At 69.1% G+C, this 12,697-nt stretch carries 15 protein-coding genes; 11 read left to right on the top strand and 4 right to left on the bottom strand.

Going from position 1 to position 12,697, the window contains the following annotated elements; genetic code table 11:
- Positions 1-101: 101 nt before the first annotated feature.
- Together MUG96_RS12910 and MUG96_RS12905 are read left to right on the top strand one after the other, a co-directional pair.
- On the top strand, positions 102-1,454 hold the full coding sequence (locus tag MUG96_RS12910) for a PQQ-binding-like beta-propeller repeat protein (protein WP_246983376.1): 1,353 nt from the start codon (positions 102-104) through the stop codon (positions 1,452-1,454).
- 45 nt (positions 1,455-1,499) lie between these two features.
- Entirely contained in the window at positions 1,500-2,147 is a 648-nt protein-coding gene (locus tag MUG96_RS12905; RefSeq protein WP_246983374.1) for a hypothetical protein, read from the top strand.
- On the opposite strand, the gene MUG96_RS12900 is transcribed toward MUG96_RS12905, so the two are convergent.
- Together MUG96_RS12900 and MUG96_RS12895 are read right to left on the bottom strand one after the other, a co-directional pair.
- Positions 2,144-2,707 (bottom strand): tRNA (cytidine(56)-2'-O)-methyltransferase, encoded by a 564-nt coding sequence (locus MUG96_RS12900; protein ID WP_246983372.1) that lies wholly within the window; start codon positions 2,705-2,707, stop codon positions 2,144-2,146. The two genes, MUG96_RS12905 and MUG96_RS12900, sit on opposite strands and share 4 nt — an antisense overlap.
- A gap of 63 nt (positions 2,708-2,770) precedes the next feature.
- Positions 2,771-3,400, bottom strand: coding sequence for a DsbA family protein (locus tag MUG96_RS12895; RefSeq protein ID WP_246983370.1), 630 nt, complete (start codon positions 3,398-3,400; stop codon positions 2,771-2,773).
- A gap of 122 nt (positions 3,401-3,522) precedes the next feature.
- Between MUG96_RS12895 and MUG96_RS12890 the strand changes: the two genes are divergently transcribed.
- The 5 genes from MUG96_RS12890 to MUG96_RS12870 all read left to right on the top strand — a co-directional run bounded on the left by MUG96_RS12890 (position 3,523) and on the right by MUG96_RS12870 (position 7,270).
- Positions 3,523-4,449: an NAD-dependent epimerase/dehydratase family protein gene (locus MUG96_RS12890; protein WP_246983368.1), complete on the top strand. Its 927-nt coding sequence runs from the start codon at positions 3,523-3,525 to the stop codon at positions 4,447-4,449.
- A gap of 94 nt (positions 4,450-4,543) precedes the next feature.
- Complete coding sequence (locus tag MUG96_RS12885; protein ID WP_246983367.1) at positions 4,544-5,308, top strand: DUF2797 domain-containing protein; 765 nt, start codon at positions 4,544-4,546, stop codon at positions 5,306-5,308.
- A gap of 66 nt (positions 5,309-5,374) precedes the next feature.
- Positions 5,375-6,397 carry a DUF7490 domain-containing protein gene (locus MUG96_RS12880; RefSeq protein ID WP_246983366.1) on the top strand — a complete coding sequence of 341 codons (1,023 nt, stop codon included), beginning with the start codon at positions 5,375-5,377 and terminating at the stop codon, positions 6,395-6,397.
- On the top strand, positions 6,390-6,752 hold the full coding sequence (locus MUG96_RS12875; protein ID WP_246983365.1) for a DUF8060 family membrane protein: 363 nt from the start codon (positions 6,390-6,392) through the stop codon (positions 6,750-6,752). Before MUG96_RS12880 ends, MUG96_RS12875 begins: the two co-directional genes overlap by 8 nt.
- A 44-nt stretch (positions 6,753-6,796) precedes the next feature.
- Positions 6,797-7,270 carry a hypothetical protein gene (locus MUG96_RS12870; RefSeq protein ID WP_246983364.1) on the top strand — a complete coding sequence of 158 codons (474 nt, stop codon included), beginning with the start codon at positions 6,797-6,799 and terminating at the stop codon, positions 7,268-7,270.
- Between the two features lie 72 nt (positions 7,271-7,342).
- On the opposite strand, the gene MUG96_RS12865 is transcribed toward MUG96_RS12870, so the two are convergent.
- Entirely contained in the window at positions 7,343-8,446 is a 1,104-nt protein-coding gene (locus MUG96_RS12865) for a glycosyltransferase (protein WP_246983363.1), read from the bottom strand.
- 134 nt (positions 8,447-8,580) lie between these two features.
- On the bottom strand, positions 8,581-9,648 hold the full coding sequence (locus MUG96_RS12860; protein ID WP_246983362.1) for a glycosyltransferase family 4 protein: 1,068 nt from the start codon (positions 9,646-9,648) through the stop codon (positions 8,581-8,583).
- Positions 9,649-9,743: 95 nt separating this feature from the next.
- Here MUG96_RS12860 and MUG96_RS12855 point away from each other — a divergent pair, with 95 nt between their 5' ends.
- The 4 genes from MUG96_RS12855 (at position 9,744) to MUG96_RS12840 (ending at position 12,494) form a co-directional block, all read left to right on the top strand.
- The gene (locus MUG96_RS12855) at positions 9,744-10,031 is read left to right on the top strand and encodes a ribonuclease P protein component 4 (RefSeq protein ID WP_246983361.1); all 288 of its coding nucleotides are present in this window, start codon (positions 9,744-9,746) and stop codon (positions 10,029-10,031) included.
- Positions 10,032-10,096: 65 nt separating this feature from the next.
- On the top strand, positions 10,097-11,311 hold the full coding sequence (locus MUG96_RS12850) for a LolA family protein (RefSeq protein ID WP_246983360.1): 1,215 nt from the start codon (positions 10,097-10,099) through the stop codon (positions 11,309-11,311).
- A gap of 44 nt (positions 11,312-11,355) precedes the next feature.
- A complete protein-coding gene (locus tag MUG96_RS12845; RefSeq protein WP_246983358.1) occupies positions 11,356-11,604 on the top strand; it encodes a YhbY family RNA-binding protein in 249 nt (82 codons plus the stop codon).
- A complete protein-coding gene (locus MUG96_RS12840; RefSeq protein ID WP_246983356.1) occupies positions 11,601-12,494 on the top strand; it encodes a mechanosensitive ion channel family protein in 894 nt (297 codons plus the stop codon). Before MUG96_RS12845 ends, MUG96_RS12840 begins: the two co-directional genes overlap by 4 nt.
- The last annotated feature ends 203 nt before the right edge of the window (positions 12,495-12,697 follow it).

The raw sequence follows: 12,697 nt of genomic DNA, 5'->3' as shown, positions 1-12,697 counted from the left end.
TGTTGGTCCGGGCGTGAGTCGTTTAAACCCACCGGATGCGACCCCGCACACGCCACAAGGGATTAGTTTCACCCGGCCGGACTGTCGGCGAAACGCCGCCCATGAACGACCCTCCCCCCGCCACCGAGAGCCGGCCGTCTGCCGACGGACGGACCGGGAACGCCGACCAGGAGTTCTCACGCCGGCAGGTGCTCGCGGCCGCCGGCGCTAGCGGTGTCGCGGGCACGGGCCTCGGCGCGTTCGCCGGCGCCGGGTTCGATGTCTCGTTCGCCGCGGCCCGGGAGGACTGTGACTCGCCTCCGCTCTCCGTCCCCGACGACGGCTGGCCGATGCCGGGCTACGACCTCGCCAACACCGGCCACGCGCCGGCGGACGTAGCACCCGCGAGTCTCGACCCGTCGTGGACCGTCGACCGCGACCGAACCCGTTTCGGGCACCCGCTGGTCGCCAACGGGACCATCCTGCTCCCCGAGGTCGACGAGCAGGTAAACTCGCGCAGCCGCATCCGTGCGTTCTCGCTGGCGACGGGCGAGGAGCGCTGGCGGACGGCCGAACTCTGCTGTGGGTCGAGTCCGCACGGCGTCGTCGTCGCCGGTGACCTGGCGTTCGTCCGGAGCGAGGCCGGCGTCGCGGCGGTCGCGCTCGCCGACGGGAGCACGGTCTGGCGGGAGACGGTCGAGTCCGGCGCCTTCGGGTCGGTCCCGCTCGTCGCCGACGGGCAGGTCTTCCTGCGCCGGCGCGGCGAGGACTCGTTCACCGTCTACGCGATGGACGCGCGGTCCGGCGACCCCTGCGGGGAGACGACGGTCGAGGTCGACCCGCGTCACCGACCGGCGCTGTCGAACACCCACCGGTTCCACGGCACGGACAAGGGCCTGATTGCGCTCGCCCGCGACGACTGGTCGGTCGACTGGCGACAGTCGCTCCCCCGGACGCCGTACACGGCTCCCAGATACCGCGACGGTCGGGTCTACGTCTCTGGGTTCGCCGGCTTCCTCCACGCGTTAGACGCCGACTCCGGCACCGTGCAGTGGACCGTCGAGTTCGACCACTACGTCCCGGGAGGCCGCGCCGACGGCGAGGAGTACGCCCGGCCGACCCCGGAGTTCGGCGCCGTCACCGCCGACACAGTGGTCGTCCGCGAGGAGGTCTACAGCGACTACTCCGACCATGTCAAGGCCTTCGATGTCGCCAGCGGGGACCTGCTGTGGGACCGCGCACCGCCGGCCGAAACGGGGTCATCCTACGCCAACCCCGTCGTCGCCGGCGACACCGTGTTTACCGTCGAGTTCGACTACGAACGGGACGCGTACCGCCTCCTCGAACTCGACCTCGCGACCGGTGACCGCCGGAACGCGGCACCCGTCCGGATCCGGGGTGGTCCCGAACTCGTCGTCGCGGACGGCCGGGTCGTCGCGGTCGCCGAGACCGGCGTCCAGACCTTCGGTGCCTGATCGGCGACCGAAAGCTTAGGGGGGCCACGACCGACATCACCCCGTATGGGGTCCGCCCTGCCCACCTCCCTCCGGAAGGGGTCCATCCCGCGGTACCTCCTGCTCGCCGTCGGTATGATCGCCCTCTTCCGGTTCGGCTTCGACCAGACCTGGCTACAGGCACTGTTCGTCACCACGGTCGTCCTGCTCGCGGAGGTCACCGACCTCTCGCGCGCGTTCGGGGATATCGACCCTCGGCACGCTAGGGCCGCTCTCGGGGGTGTCCTCCTCGCTATCGGTGCGCTGGCGGTGGCTCGCGACAATCAAGTACTCGCGGCCGTCGGTGGCGCTGTCGGCGGCTGGATCGTTCTCGACGCCGTTCACAGCCTTCGATCCGGTATCCGACCGACCGGGACGGACGATGACCTCGACGGCCGGGACGTGATGCTCTCCGTGCAACTGTCCTCACTGCTCGCCGACGAACTGTCCGAGGAGCCGAAGACCGTCCCGGAACTCGCCGAGGCCTGTGATATGACCGAATCGCGGGTCCGCGACACGCTCGACCTGCTGGCTCAGAGCGGAACCGTTCACCGCGAGGGCGACGCGTGGGTCCTCGACGAGTCGAAAGTCGGCCCGTGGGCGTTCGTCCGGGACAACACCCGCCGGGTCGTCGCCCGGTTCGTCCGCCCGTTCCGGTTGTTCCTGCCCGCTTAGCGCTCCGCGTCGCTGTCACCCTCGGCATCGACCACCTTCTTGCCGGTCGCCTGCGGGACGACCGTCTTCTCGGCGTCTTCCCACTCGCGGTCGAGTTCCTGGCCCTCGAACAGGCGGTCGAGAAAGACTGCGAGCGACGCGATTTCGGAGTGTGGCTGGCTGGTCACGGCCACGTTCCAGTCCGCGCGCTCGTACACCTCGAAGGGAACCTTCTCGGCGCCGACGACGACCAGAACGGGATCGCGTCGCTCCCGGTGGCGCTCGCGGATGTCCGCTTCGACGTCCTGGACCGCCTCGCCGTACATCGTGAGGTGGACGACGGCTCCCTCCCAGTCCCGGAGTAGCGGGCGCCACTCGTCGGTGGTCTCGGTCTCGAAGGGGCCGCCGAAGCGGTCGGTGATGTCGCAAACGGTGTCGGCCCGGCCCGCCGCGTCGCCGGCGAGGACGACCCGGTCGGCGCCGAGCGCCCGCGCGGTCAGGCCGACGTGAGTCGTCATCCGCTCGTCGCGGCCCGGCCGGTGTCCGAGCCGGAGAACCGCGACCTCGGGGGTGGAGTGCATACGAGGGAGACGGCGCCCGCGCGGTTAGGTCGTTACGGTCGGCGACGTGTGGCCCGTGCGCCCTTACGACTGCGACCGGGCGTCCTCGATGGCACTCCCGATGGCGTCAGCGGTCGGCTCGACGGCCTTGCCGTCGACGAAGACCGCGGGTGTCCCCTCGACGCCCTCGTTTTGCCCCATCACTCTGTCGGCCTCGACGGTGTCGCGGTGGGCCTCTTCGACCGCAGCCTCGCGGACTGCATCGCCGTCGAGGTCGAGTTCGTTCCCGATCGCCTCGAAGGTGGGTGGGCCGAGTTCGGACTGATTGCGAAAGAGGAGCCGCTCGTACTCCCAGAAGGTGCCGTCGCCGCCGCGTTTCTGGGCCTCTCGGGCCGCACAGGCCGCCTGCCAGGAGAGCGGGTCCGCGACCGGAATCGGGAAGTCGTGGAACTCGTAGCGGACGACCCCGGGCTCGAAGTACTCCTCTGCAAGCTCCGGGACGACCGACAGCGAGTAGTCCCGGCAGTGGGGACACGCGAAGTCCTCGAACGCCATCACCGTCACGTCGGCGTCCGGGTCGCCACGCACTGGCGCCGGGAGCCGGCCGTTGTCCTGGAGACAGCCGGCCACGCCGGCAGCAGCGGTTGCGGCGACGCCCGCCAGCATCGCGCGCCGGCTCGTCGTGCGCTGGGCCGCGCCATGACCGCGGTTCATATGACGGACTATTTGGGGGGAGTACTTAATCACATCCCTGTCATCGACCGCTCCGAGGGGGACCAACCCCGCCGTATGTGCCAACCGGAACGTATTTGCACAGACCACTGACAGTTACCGGCATGGAACTCAGTGGGAAGCGGTTGCTGGTAACGGGTGGTGCGGGCTTCGTCGGCTCACACCTCTGTGAGCGTCTCCGGGCGGACAACGAGGTCCGCGTCGTCGACGACTGCTCGAACGGCGACCCCGAATGGCTCCCGGACGACGTGACGCTCATCGAGGGCGACCTCACGGACCCGTCGGTCGCCGAGGATGCCGTCACTGCTGACCTCGACGCGGTCTTTCACTTCGCGGCGGACAAGAACGCCGCTCGCGACGACGTGGCGCAGTACCGGTTCAACAACCACCTGACGGAGAACGTGCTCGAGCGGATGGACGAGGTCGGCGTCGACAACATCGCTTTCACGTCCTCTTCGACGGTCTACGGCGAGGCACCGCGGCCGACGCCGGAGGACTTCGCGCCCCTCGAACCCATCAGCATCTACGGCGCGAGCAAACTCGGGGAGGAGTCACTCATCTCCGTTTACGCGAAGAGCCACGACATGACCGCGTGGGTGTTCCGCTTCGCCAACATCGTCGGCCCACGGCTCCAGAAGGGTGCCGTCATCCCCGATTTCATCCACAAGCTTCGCGAGAACCCCGACACGCTCGAAATCCTCGGCGACGGCCGCCAGGAGAAGTCCTACATGCACATCGAGGAGTGTATCGACGCGATGTGTCACGTCGTCGAACACGCCCCCGACGATTTCAACGTCTACAACCTCGGGACGCGCACGACCACGTCGGTCACGACCATCGCCGATATCGTGAGCGACGAGATGGGGCTCGATCCGGAGTACGAGTACACCGGCGGCGACCGCGGCTGGGTCGGCGACGTGCCGCGGATGCGCCTCTCCATCGAGAAACTCTCGGCACTGGGCTGGGAGCCCGAACAGTCCAGCGACGACGCGGTTCGGAAGGCTACGCGCGTGCTGCTCGACGAGCACTGACCGGCACACCGGCCGTCCGCACGGCGGGCCGACCCGACCGTGCCGGAATCGCTGGAACGGCAGGCCTTTGACGCCGTCGCCGCTAGCGGCGCGCGTGCAGATCGTCGGCTACGACACCGGCGCGGACGACGCCGCCGACGAGTCGGCGCTCCGGCTCGCGACCGCGGACGGCCTCGACAGCCAATCGCTCGTGGCGGGCACGGACCTCGCGTACACGCTCGGCGAGCGCCGCTGTGCGGGGACGGTCGAGGACGGCCGTCACTTCGCCTGTGACCGGTCGACAGCCCCCTACTGTGACGACCACCGGAGCCGGTGGGCCTGTGCGCGCTGTGTCGGGGACTGTGACCTGCCCCTCCCCTCCTGCCGGGAGGAGCACGCGGTCTATCTCGCGGCGTTCGCCCCGGCGACGTTCAAGGTCGGCGTCACGCGTTCCTGGCGGCTGGAGACGCGCCTGCGCGAGCAGGGCGCCGACCGTGCGGCCCACCTGCGGACCGTCGCGGACGGCCGCATCGCCAGGCAGATCGAGGCGGAGATCGCGACCGACGTGACGGACCGGGTGCGCGTCCCGACGAAGATCGCGGGGCTCCACCGGGCGGTCGACGACGACGCCTGGGCCGACTTCCTGGCGGACTACGAGCCGCTCTCGACCGACGACTTCGAATACGGTCTCGACCTGACGGACCGGCCGGTCGCCGAGACGGTGCTGACGGGGACCGTCCGCGGGACCAAGGGTCGGGTGCTGGTGCTCGACAACGGGGGAAGCACGTACGCGGTCGATATGCGCGACCTGGTCGGGTACGAGGTCACGGCGGGCGGGACCGACCGAGAACTCCAGTCCAGCCTCGGTGCCTTCGGGTGATGGGGAACGTTCACGCCGCGACGTATTGCACACAAGACATTTACTTCGGGCTGGTGACCTGTCTCTATGCAGCGCGAACTGGCGCTCGGTGCCGCCGCCGTCGCCGTGGTCCTCGTCACCGTACTCGTCGCGGTCCTCGCGCCAGGCTCCGTGGCCGAGCCCTCGGAGGACGTACGCCGCGACGCCCTGTCCCTCCGTGAGATGTCCGTCGCCGCCGGACAGGTCGGCGGCGAGAACGTCGCCCTCCAGGTGGAAGCGCGCGTCCAGCACCGCGGCGGCCCCTCCGAGAACGTCACCGTGGAGTTCCGCGCGGTGAGTACCGAGTCCGGGCTGGTCGCGACGACCGAACGCGTCGACGTGGGCACGGTCACCGGCGAGCGGGAGGTGGCGGTGCCGGCGTCGCTCTCGGTCCCCCGAGCGGGTGGCTATCGCCTCGTCGCCGTCGTCTACCGCGAGGGTGAGCGCCTCTCGGAAGGCCAAACGACCGTCAGCGGCGTCGAATCGTTGACTCCCGAGTACGCCGAATCGGCCGTCGACTTCCATCGATTCGAGACTGGCGTCGACCGCGTACCGACGATCCAGTACGCCGTCCAGTCCGCCACCGAGGACCGCGCGACGATGAACGTCTCGACGTATCTCACCAATGCCGGGGCCGAGCCCTCGGAGGACGTGCGCCTCGAAATCCAGGCGCGCCAGGCCGACTCGAATATCGTCGCAGCCGAGCGGACGGTTCGGGTCGGCAAAATCGGCTCCGGACAGACTGCGCGGCCGTCGACGACGCTGACGGTCCCGTCCGAGTACAACTACTACCTCGACGCGGTGCTCTGGAAGGACGGGACCATCGTCGCGACCGCCACGTCCGCGGCCAACCTGAACCCGACGGAGACTATCTCGGTGAACGAGACGCGCCGCGAGGTCGGCCTCCAGGTCGAGGAGTTCGAGCGTGACCGCGGTGGCGACGAGGGCGACCGGCCGCGGCCGGACGAGGCCGAGCGAACGACCGCGGCCGGCCCCGGCTTCGGCGTCGGTGTCGCGCTCGCCGCGCTCCTGCTCGCTCTGCTCGCCCGCAGAGGTGGGTCACATGACTGATGCCAACGACACGACATCGGACGCGGAGTCCTCGGACGACGAACCGGACGAACCGAACACCGAACCACGAACCCGCGCGGGGAAACAGCGGACCGAGTCCGGCGGCCGCGCCGACGGCGGCGCCCTGGACCTCGACGACGGGCGGTCGCCCGCGACGTACCTCTACTGGGGGGCGTTCGCGGTCTTGCTCCTGCTCGCACTGATCGCCGTCGTCCGGTTCTACATGTCGGCGTCGCGGGCGATCTCGATCTGGATCGCGCCGGACTACGAGCCGGTCTTCCAGTCTGCGTTCAACCTCGCGGTCCTCTTTGCCTGCGGTGCCGGTCTCTCGGTCCTCGTCCGCCGTCGGCGTTAGGGGACACGACAACCCTTTTCCATCGTGACTCCGAACCTCGCCCCATGGCAGACGAACCTGACGAATCCGAAGACCAGGCGAACGAGGCCGAGAGCGAGGCCGACGAAGGAGAGAGCGAAGGGACGTCCTTCCGCGAGCGCGTCGAGGAGATCCGCCAGCAGCGCGCCGAGGAAGGCGAGGGCGAGGGCGACGGCGAGGGTATGTCCCGCGAGGAGAAACTCGAAGAGATGATGGGCGGCGGTGGCGGCCCCGGCGGCATGGGTGGCGGCAATCCCTTCGCCCAGATGATGGGCGGCATGATGGGCGGCGGTGGCGGCCCCGGCGGTCCCGGCGGCATGGGTCCGGGCGGCGGTGGCGGCCCCGGCGGTATGGGCCCCGGCGGCGGTCCGGGCGGTCGTGGCGAGGAGGAGTCCGGCGGCAACGAGGAACTCACCCGTGAGATGCGGAAACTGCGCGACGAGGTCCACGACGTGCGACGGACCCTCGAACGCATCGCCGAAGCTATCGAGAACTCCTAGTCCTCGATCCCTTTTCCGAGCCACGCGGCCACACGGGCCGCGACGAACGACGCCGAGCGGCGCGTCTCCCGCTCAGGTCACCATCTCGTAGACCGCGGCGAGTTTGTCGATGGCGTGGCTCGCGTCGATCCGCTCGCGCCGGTCGAGGCAGTTCTCACTGAGGGACTCGCGCTCGTCGAGGGTCCGCTCGATGACCGCCCGGAAGGCGTCGGCGTCGCCCGGTGGGGCGCGGTAGCCGGTGACGCCGTTCTCGACGGTGTCGGAGAGCGCGCCGGCGTCGACGGCCGCGACGGGCGTCCCGCAGGCGTTCGCCTCCAGCGCGACGAGGCCCTGCGTCTCGACGGAGGAGGGGAACGCGAAGGTATTTAGCGCGGCGTAGAAGGCCGGCAGTTCCTCGCGAGGCAGAAAGCCCAGAAAACGGATGTCCGCGTCGACTTCGGCGGCGGCGGCCTCCAGTGACTCGCGGGCGGGGCCGTCGCCGCCGAAGACGACCGTCGCGTCGAGTCCGTCGGCGGCCTCGACGAGCAGGTCGAGGTCCTTCTCGTAGCCGTGGCGACCGGTGTAGCCGACCAGGGGCCCGTCGCCGAGGTCGTACTTCTCGCGGAAGTCGGCGGTGTCGACGGGGCGGAAGCGGTCGGTGTCGACGCCGTTCGGGACGACCTCGATGGGAGCGCGGACGCCAATCTCGCGGAGGTGGTGCCGTGCGGGCTCGCTCGGGACGACGACCATCTCGGCGCGGTTCATGTACCACTTCTCGTAGGCCCGGGCCGCACGCTCGACGGGCGGACGGAGCCACCCCTCGGCGATGTAGTCGGCGTACTCTGCCGTTGGCGTGTGGTAGGAGGCGACGAGCGGTCGGTTGTACTTCCGGGCGCAGTGGAGGCCGGCCAACCCCATCAGGAAGGGAGTGTGTGCGTGAATCACGTCGGGAATAGCCTCGGCAACGGCGTCGGGGATCGACGGGCGTGCGGCGTGATAGCCGTCGTACCACGGGAAGTCGATACTGGGGACGGGGTGTTCGTTCGACCCCGGCTCGTAGTCCTCGGAGCCCGGGTAGACGACGGACATCGAGCCGCCGCGGTCGGCCCAGTGCTGGCACCACGTCTGGATCGTGTAGGTGACGCCGTTGACCGTCGGCAGGTACGTGTCCGTGAAGACGGCCGCACTGGGGAGCATCTGCCTCCCCCTGGTTCACCGACCCGTTTAGGGATTGTGGTCCGTGAGGAGGCCGCAAACTGGCCGGAAGCGGCGGGGTCCTCCACTCGCGAGCGCGCGACCAGTACCACGACGTTCTGCCCACGCTCCAGGGGTCACCGGCCCGCCGTTCCGCCCGAGAGCAGGTCCCGGTAAACCTCGCTCAGACGCTCGCCGACGCGGTCCAGGCCGTGTTCTTCGGCCGTCTCGCGGGCGTTCTCGCCCAACCGCTCCCGGAGGTCGGGGTCGTCGGCGAGTTCGTCGAGGGCGTCCCGGAACTCCGCCCGGGTCTCGCATTTCAGGCAGTCCTCGCCGTGGGTGTAGAACTCCTCGAAGACGGGAATGTCACGGAGGACGACCGCCTTCCGGCAGGCCATCGCCTCCAGCACCGCGATCCCCTGGTTCTCTGCCTTCGTGGGAAAGAGATAGACGTCGCCGGCACCGAACGCACCACGGATGTCGTCGACCCAGCCGGTGAACGTGACGTTGTCCGGGGGGTCGGTCGTCCACTTCCGGACCGTGCTGGAGGCCTGTGGCCCCGAGTCGTAGGGGCCGAACCACGCGAACTCGTAGTCGGTCTCCTGGGCCAGTCGACAGAAGGTGGTCAGCCCCTTCCGCTCGAAGACGTTGCCGACGGCGAACACGACCATGCCGTCGAGGTCGAAGCGGTCGCGGTACTCCTCGCGGCGAGCCTCGTAGCCGGCCAGCGCGTCGATGTCGACGCCGTTGCTGATCGGTTCGATGGGCGCGTCGACGGGGTAGGATTCGAGGACGCGTTTCGTGTACTGGCTCGGACAGCAAACGAGGTCGGCCCGGGAGTAGAACCACCGGAGGTACCGCCGCAGGGGGTCCGCCAGCCGGTTCGAGCCGCGGAAACTGCCCGCGAAGTCCTCTGCGGTGACGTGGGAGTGGAGGACCAGCGGGATGTCGTGGTGGTTCGCGAAGTGAGCGACGGCGGCCGATCCCGGCCCGATCATGTTGCAGTGGGCGAGATCGAAGTCGGCGAAGGCGCCGCGGCCGGTCAGCGTCCCGCCGACGGCGCCGGGGAGGGAGCCGCCGGCCCACGGCGACGTGACGACCTCGACCTCGGTGTCGGCGAGCGCCCGCCGCTGCTGGTCGACGGCCGTCCCGATTCCGCTGCGGTCGAGTTGGCCCTCGAGTTCGAGGTAGTTGCAGACGCGCACACCTGAGGCGAGCGCGGCGCCCGGCAAAACCCTGCCGGAAGTCGGTCGGGCCCGGAGCGCAACCTATAGGCCGGTCCGGCGGCCACGGTACGTCGATGGCCGATCAGGACCGCCTCGCGGCCGAGCGCATCGCCCGCCTGCACGACCTCGCGCGGGCGGCGACGGCCGACGGGCAGTTCGACCGCGCCCGCGCCTACGTCAGGCGCGCCCGTCGCGTGGCCGAGCGGAACCGGCTGTCGCTCCCGCGAGACTTCCGGCGGTTCACCTGCGACGCCTGTGACGCCTACCTCCGGCCCGGCGTGAACGCCCGCGTCCGGACGCGGTCGGGACACGTCGTCGTTACCTGTGACTGCGGGGCCCAGTCGCGGTACCCCTACGAGTGATCGGCCAGCACGACCAGTCGCAACGCAAGGCCTATCTTCTCCATTGGTCTGGTGCGTGACAAGGGATGGGAAAGCGAGTCTATCTCGTCGCGATGGTCGCCGTCGGGCTCATCATCTCGACGGTCGTGTTCGGCGTCGCGCTGGCGCTGCTCACGCCGTCACAGGGGGGTCCACCCGGCCTGCCGAGCGCGAGCGAGGCGACGGAGGAGTACCGGTCGCTGTCGGGACTGGCCGCGACACGGGTCACGACCGTCGAGTACGCGAACGGGACCGAGCGGACGACACGCGCCAGGGTCCGTCTCCGCCCGGCCGGGGACACGGTATCCGTCCGCTGGGAGGTACCAGCCGAGGTGGCCGGCACTGTCGTCGCCCGGAACGGGAGCGGCACGCTGACGTACGACCCGGACCGCGGGACCGCCATGCGGACGGGGCGGACGCGGACCGCCGCCGCTCGCGTCGCGTACGCGAACTTCCTCGACAGCGTCTTCACCGACGACACGAGCGGGACCGGCGAGGTCGCCCCGACCGGCGTCTCGCCAGTGCCTGTCCTGCCCGGCACCGATGGCGAGGCCGCCGGTCGACTGACCTTCGATTCGGTCCACAGCGTCTCCTACCGGGGCAACGAGACCGTCGACGGCCACGACACTATCGTCCTCGACCTGCGCCGTGGGGAGGGGAACCACACCGTGACCGTCTGGCTCGAACGCCGGCACTTCGTCCCCGTGAAAGCCCGTTCGGTGACCGGGAGCGGCGCCGACCGCCGGATCACGACCGTCCGCCACACGAACCTGCGGTTCGAGCCGCGGTACGACGACGGGTTCGCCTTCGAACCGCCCGCGGGGACCGCGGTGGCGGCCCGGGAGGAGACGGCTACCGTCGAGACCTTCGACGACATCTCGGTCGCGAACGCGAGCACGCCCTTTACCGTCCCCGACCCGGCCCCGCCCGGCGACCTCCGATTCGGCCGGGCGCAGTTCGTCCGCGACGATACCCGGCCCGTGCTCACCATGCAGTATCGGCCACAGACGGTCACGAACGAGTCCGCGATCCTGATCGTGAGCAAAGCGCCCGTCGAACCGGGGACGACGCTCGGTCGCGAAGGACTCAACGATAGCCTCATCACCGTCGCCGGTCAGCGGGCGGTGTTCAGCCCGGACGCCGGCGGCCGGTACGACCTGCGGACCGTTCGCTGGCGGTGTGACGGCTACGCCTACAGTGTCACCGGGAGCGCCAACCGGACGACAGCGGTGACGATGGCCGAACGGGTCGGGTGCGAGTGACCGAGCCGTAGTTTTTACCACCTCCCAGCGAGAAAGCGGTAGAGATGACTACAGAGGACAGGACAGGCCGGATTCACGACCTGGACGTGACACTTTGGGTCGGGAAACACGGTCTCGACCCGGCCGTCGACGAACTCGCCGAGCAGCTGTCGAACGAGGACCTCGTGAAGGTGAAGTTCCTCCGAGCGGCCCGCGGTGGGACCACGACCGACGAACTGGCCGCGGAACTGGCCGACCGCGTCGACTCCGACCTCGTCGAGACGCGGGGGCACACGGCGGTGATCGCACGGTGAGCGTCGTTCTCCAGTTGTCAGGTGGTCTCGCGCGGACGCTCGCGGAGAACGGCGTCCCCTACGCCAACGCAATCAGTTCGGCCCTGCGCTTTCTCGTCGCGTTTACGACCATCTACCTGGCCGGGCGTATCGTCATCCTCCCGCTGATCGGGCGCACTCTCGACCGCCGTGGCCTCGACGCACACGCGAAGAAGCCACTTCAGAAGCTCGTGAGCGTCCTGATCGTCTTCTTCGCCATCTCCTTCGCGTTCGGGTTCGCCGGCTACGGGAACTTCCTCCAGTCGCTGGCGACCATCGCCGCCGCCGCGACGCTGGCTATCGGCTTCGCCATGCAGGACGTCATCTCGAACTTCGTCGCCGGCATCTTCATCTTCACCGACCGGCCGTTCCGTATCGGCGACTGGATCGAGTGGGACGGCAACTCCGGCGTCGTCGAGGACATCTCCCTGCGAGTCACCCGCGTCCGGACCTTCGACAACGAACTCCTGACGGTCCCGAACTCACAGCTCACGGACGGGGTCATCAAGAACCCGGTCGCGAAGGACCAGCTCCGCCTGCAGTTCCTCTTCGGCATCGGCTACGACGACGACATCGACAAGGCGACCGAAATTATCATCGAGGAAGCCGAAAACAACGAGGACATCCTCGACGACCCGGCGCCGTCCGTCCGCCTGACCGAACTGGGAGACTCCTCCGTCGGCCTCAAGTCGCGCATCTGGATTTCGAACCCCTCGCGGGCGGACTTCGTGAAAACCCGCGGCGAGTACGTCCAGGCCGTCAAACAGCGGTTCGACGAGGAGGGAATCAACATTCCCTACCCGAACCGTACCATCGGCGGCGACCTCGAAATCGCCAACATCGAGGGCGTCATCGAACCCGCGGACGACTAGACAACCACTTTTTATCGCTCGGGTTTCCTCGGCGCTCTTCGAGCGCCTGCGGGAACCACTCGCGATAAAAACGTGGGGAAAAAGGCCGACTGCTCGGCTTCGCCTCGCAGTCGGTGAACCGCCCTCACTGCGTTCGCGCGGATGCTGGTCATCAGTTGCTCGATGTGTCTGCCAACCTACCGCTGTAGCTTCTACCAGTTCGC

This window comes from Halorientalis marina, assembly GCF_023028345.1.
Classification (GTDB): Archaea; Halobacteriota; Halobacteria; order Halobacteriales; family Haloarculaceae; genus Halorientalis; species Halorientalis marina.
The sequence above is the reverse complement of the archived record's forward strand: the minus strand, read 5'-3'. Positions and strand labels throughout refer to the sequence as shown.

Bases quoted from the DNA above. Each gene is read 5' to 3' on its own strand.
- MUG96_RS12910 (WP_246983376.1), top strand. From the start codon at position 102: ATGAACGACCCTCCCCCCGCCACCGAGAGCCGGCCGTCTGCCGACGGA.
- MUG96_RS12905 (WP_246983374.1), top strand. From the start codon at position 1,500: ATGGGGTCCGCCCTGCCCACCTCCCTCCGGAAGGGGTCCATCCCGCGG.
- MUG96_RS12900 (WP_246983372.1), bottom strand. From the start codon at position 2,707: ATGCACTCCACCCCCGAGGTCGCGGTTCTCCGGCTCGGACACCGGCCG.
- MUG96_RS12895 (WP_246983370.1), bottom strand. From the start codon at position 3,400: ATGAACCGCGGTCATGGCGCGGCCCAGCGCACGACGAGCCGGCGCGCG.
- MUG96_RS12890 (WP_246983368.1), top strand. From the start codon at position 3,523: ATGGAACTCAGTGGGAAGCGGTTGCTGGTAACGGGTGGTGCGGGCTTC.
- MUG96_RS12880 (WP_246983366.1), top strand. From the start codon at position 5,375: ATGCAGCGCGAACTGGCGCTCGGTGCCGCCGCCGTCGCCGTGGTCCTC.
- MUG96_RS12875 (WP_246983365.1), top strand. From the start codon at position 6,390: ATGACTGATGCCAACGACACGACATCGGACGCGGAGTCCTCGGACGAC.
- MUG96_RS12870 (WP_246983364.1), top strand. From the start codon at position 6,797: ATGGCAGACGAACCTGACGAATCCGAAGACCAGGCGAACGAGGCCGAG.
- MUG96_RS12865 (WP_246983363.1), bottom strand. From the start codon at position 8,446: ATGCTCCCCAGTGCGGCCGTCTTCACGGACACGTACCTGCCGACGGTC.
- MUG96_RS12855 (WP_246983361.1), top strand. From the start codon at position 9,744: ATGGCCGATCAGGACCGCCTCGCGGCCGAGCGCATCGCCCGCCTGCAC.
- MUG96_RS12850 (WP_246983360.1), top strand. From the start codon at position 10,097: ATGGGAAAGCGAGTCTATCTCGTCGCGATGGTCGCCGTCGGGCTCATC.
- MUG96_RS12845 (WP_246983358.1), top strand. From the start codon at position 11,356: ATGACTACAGAGGACAGGACAGGCCGGATTCACGACCTGGACGTGACA.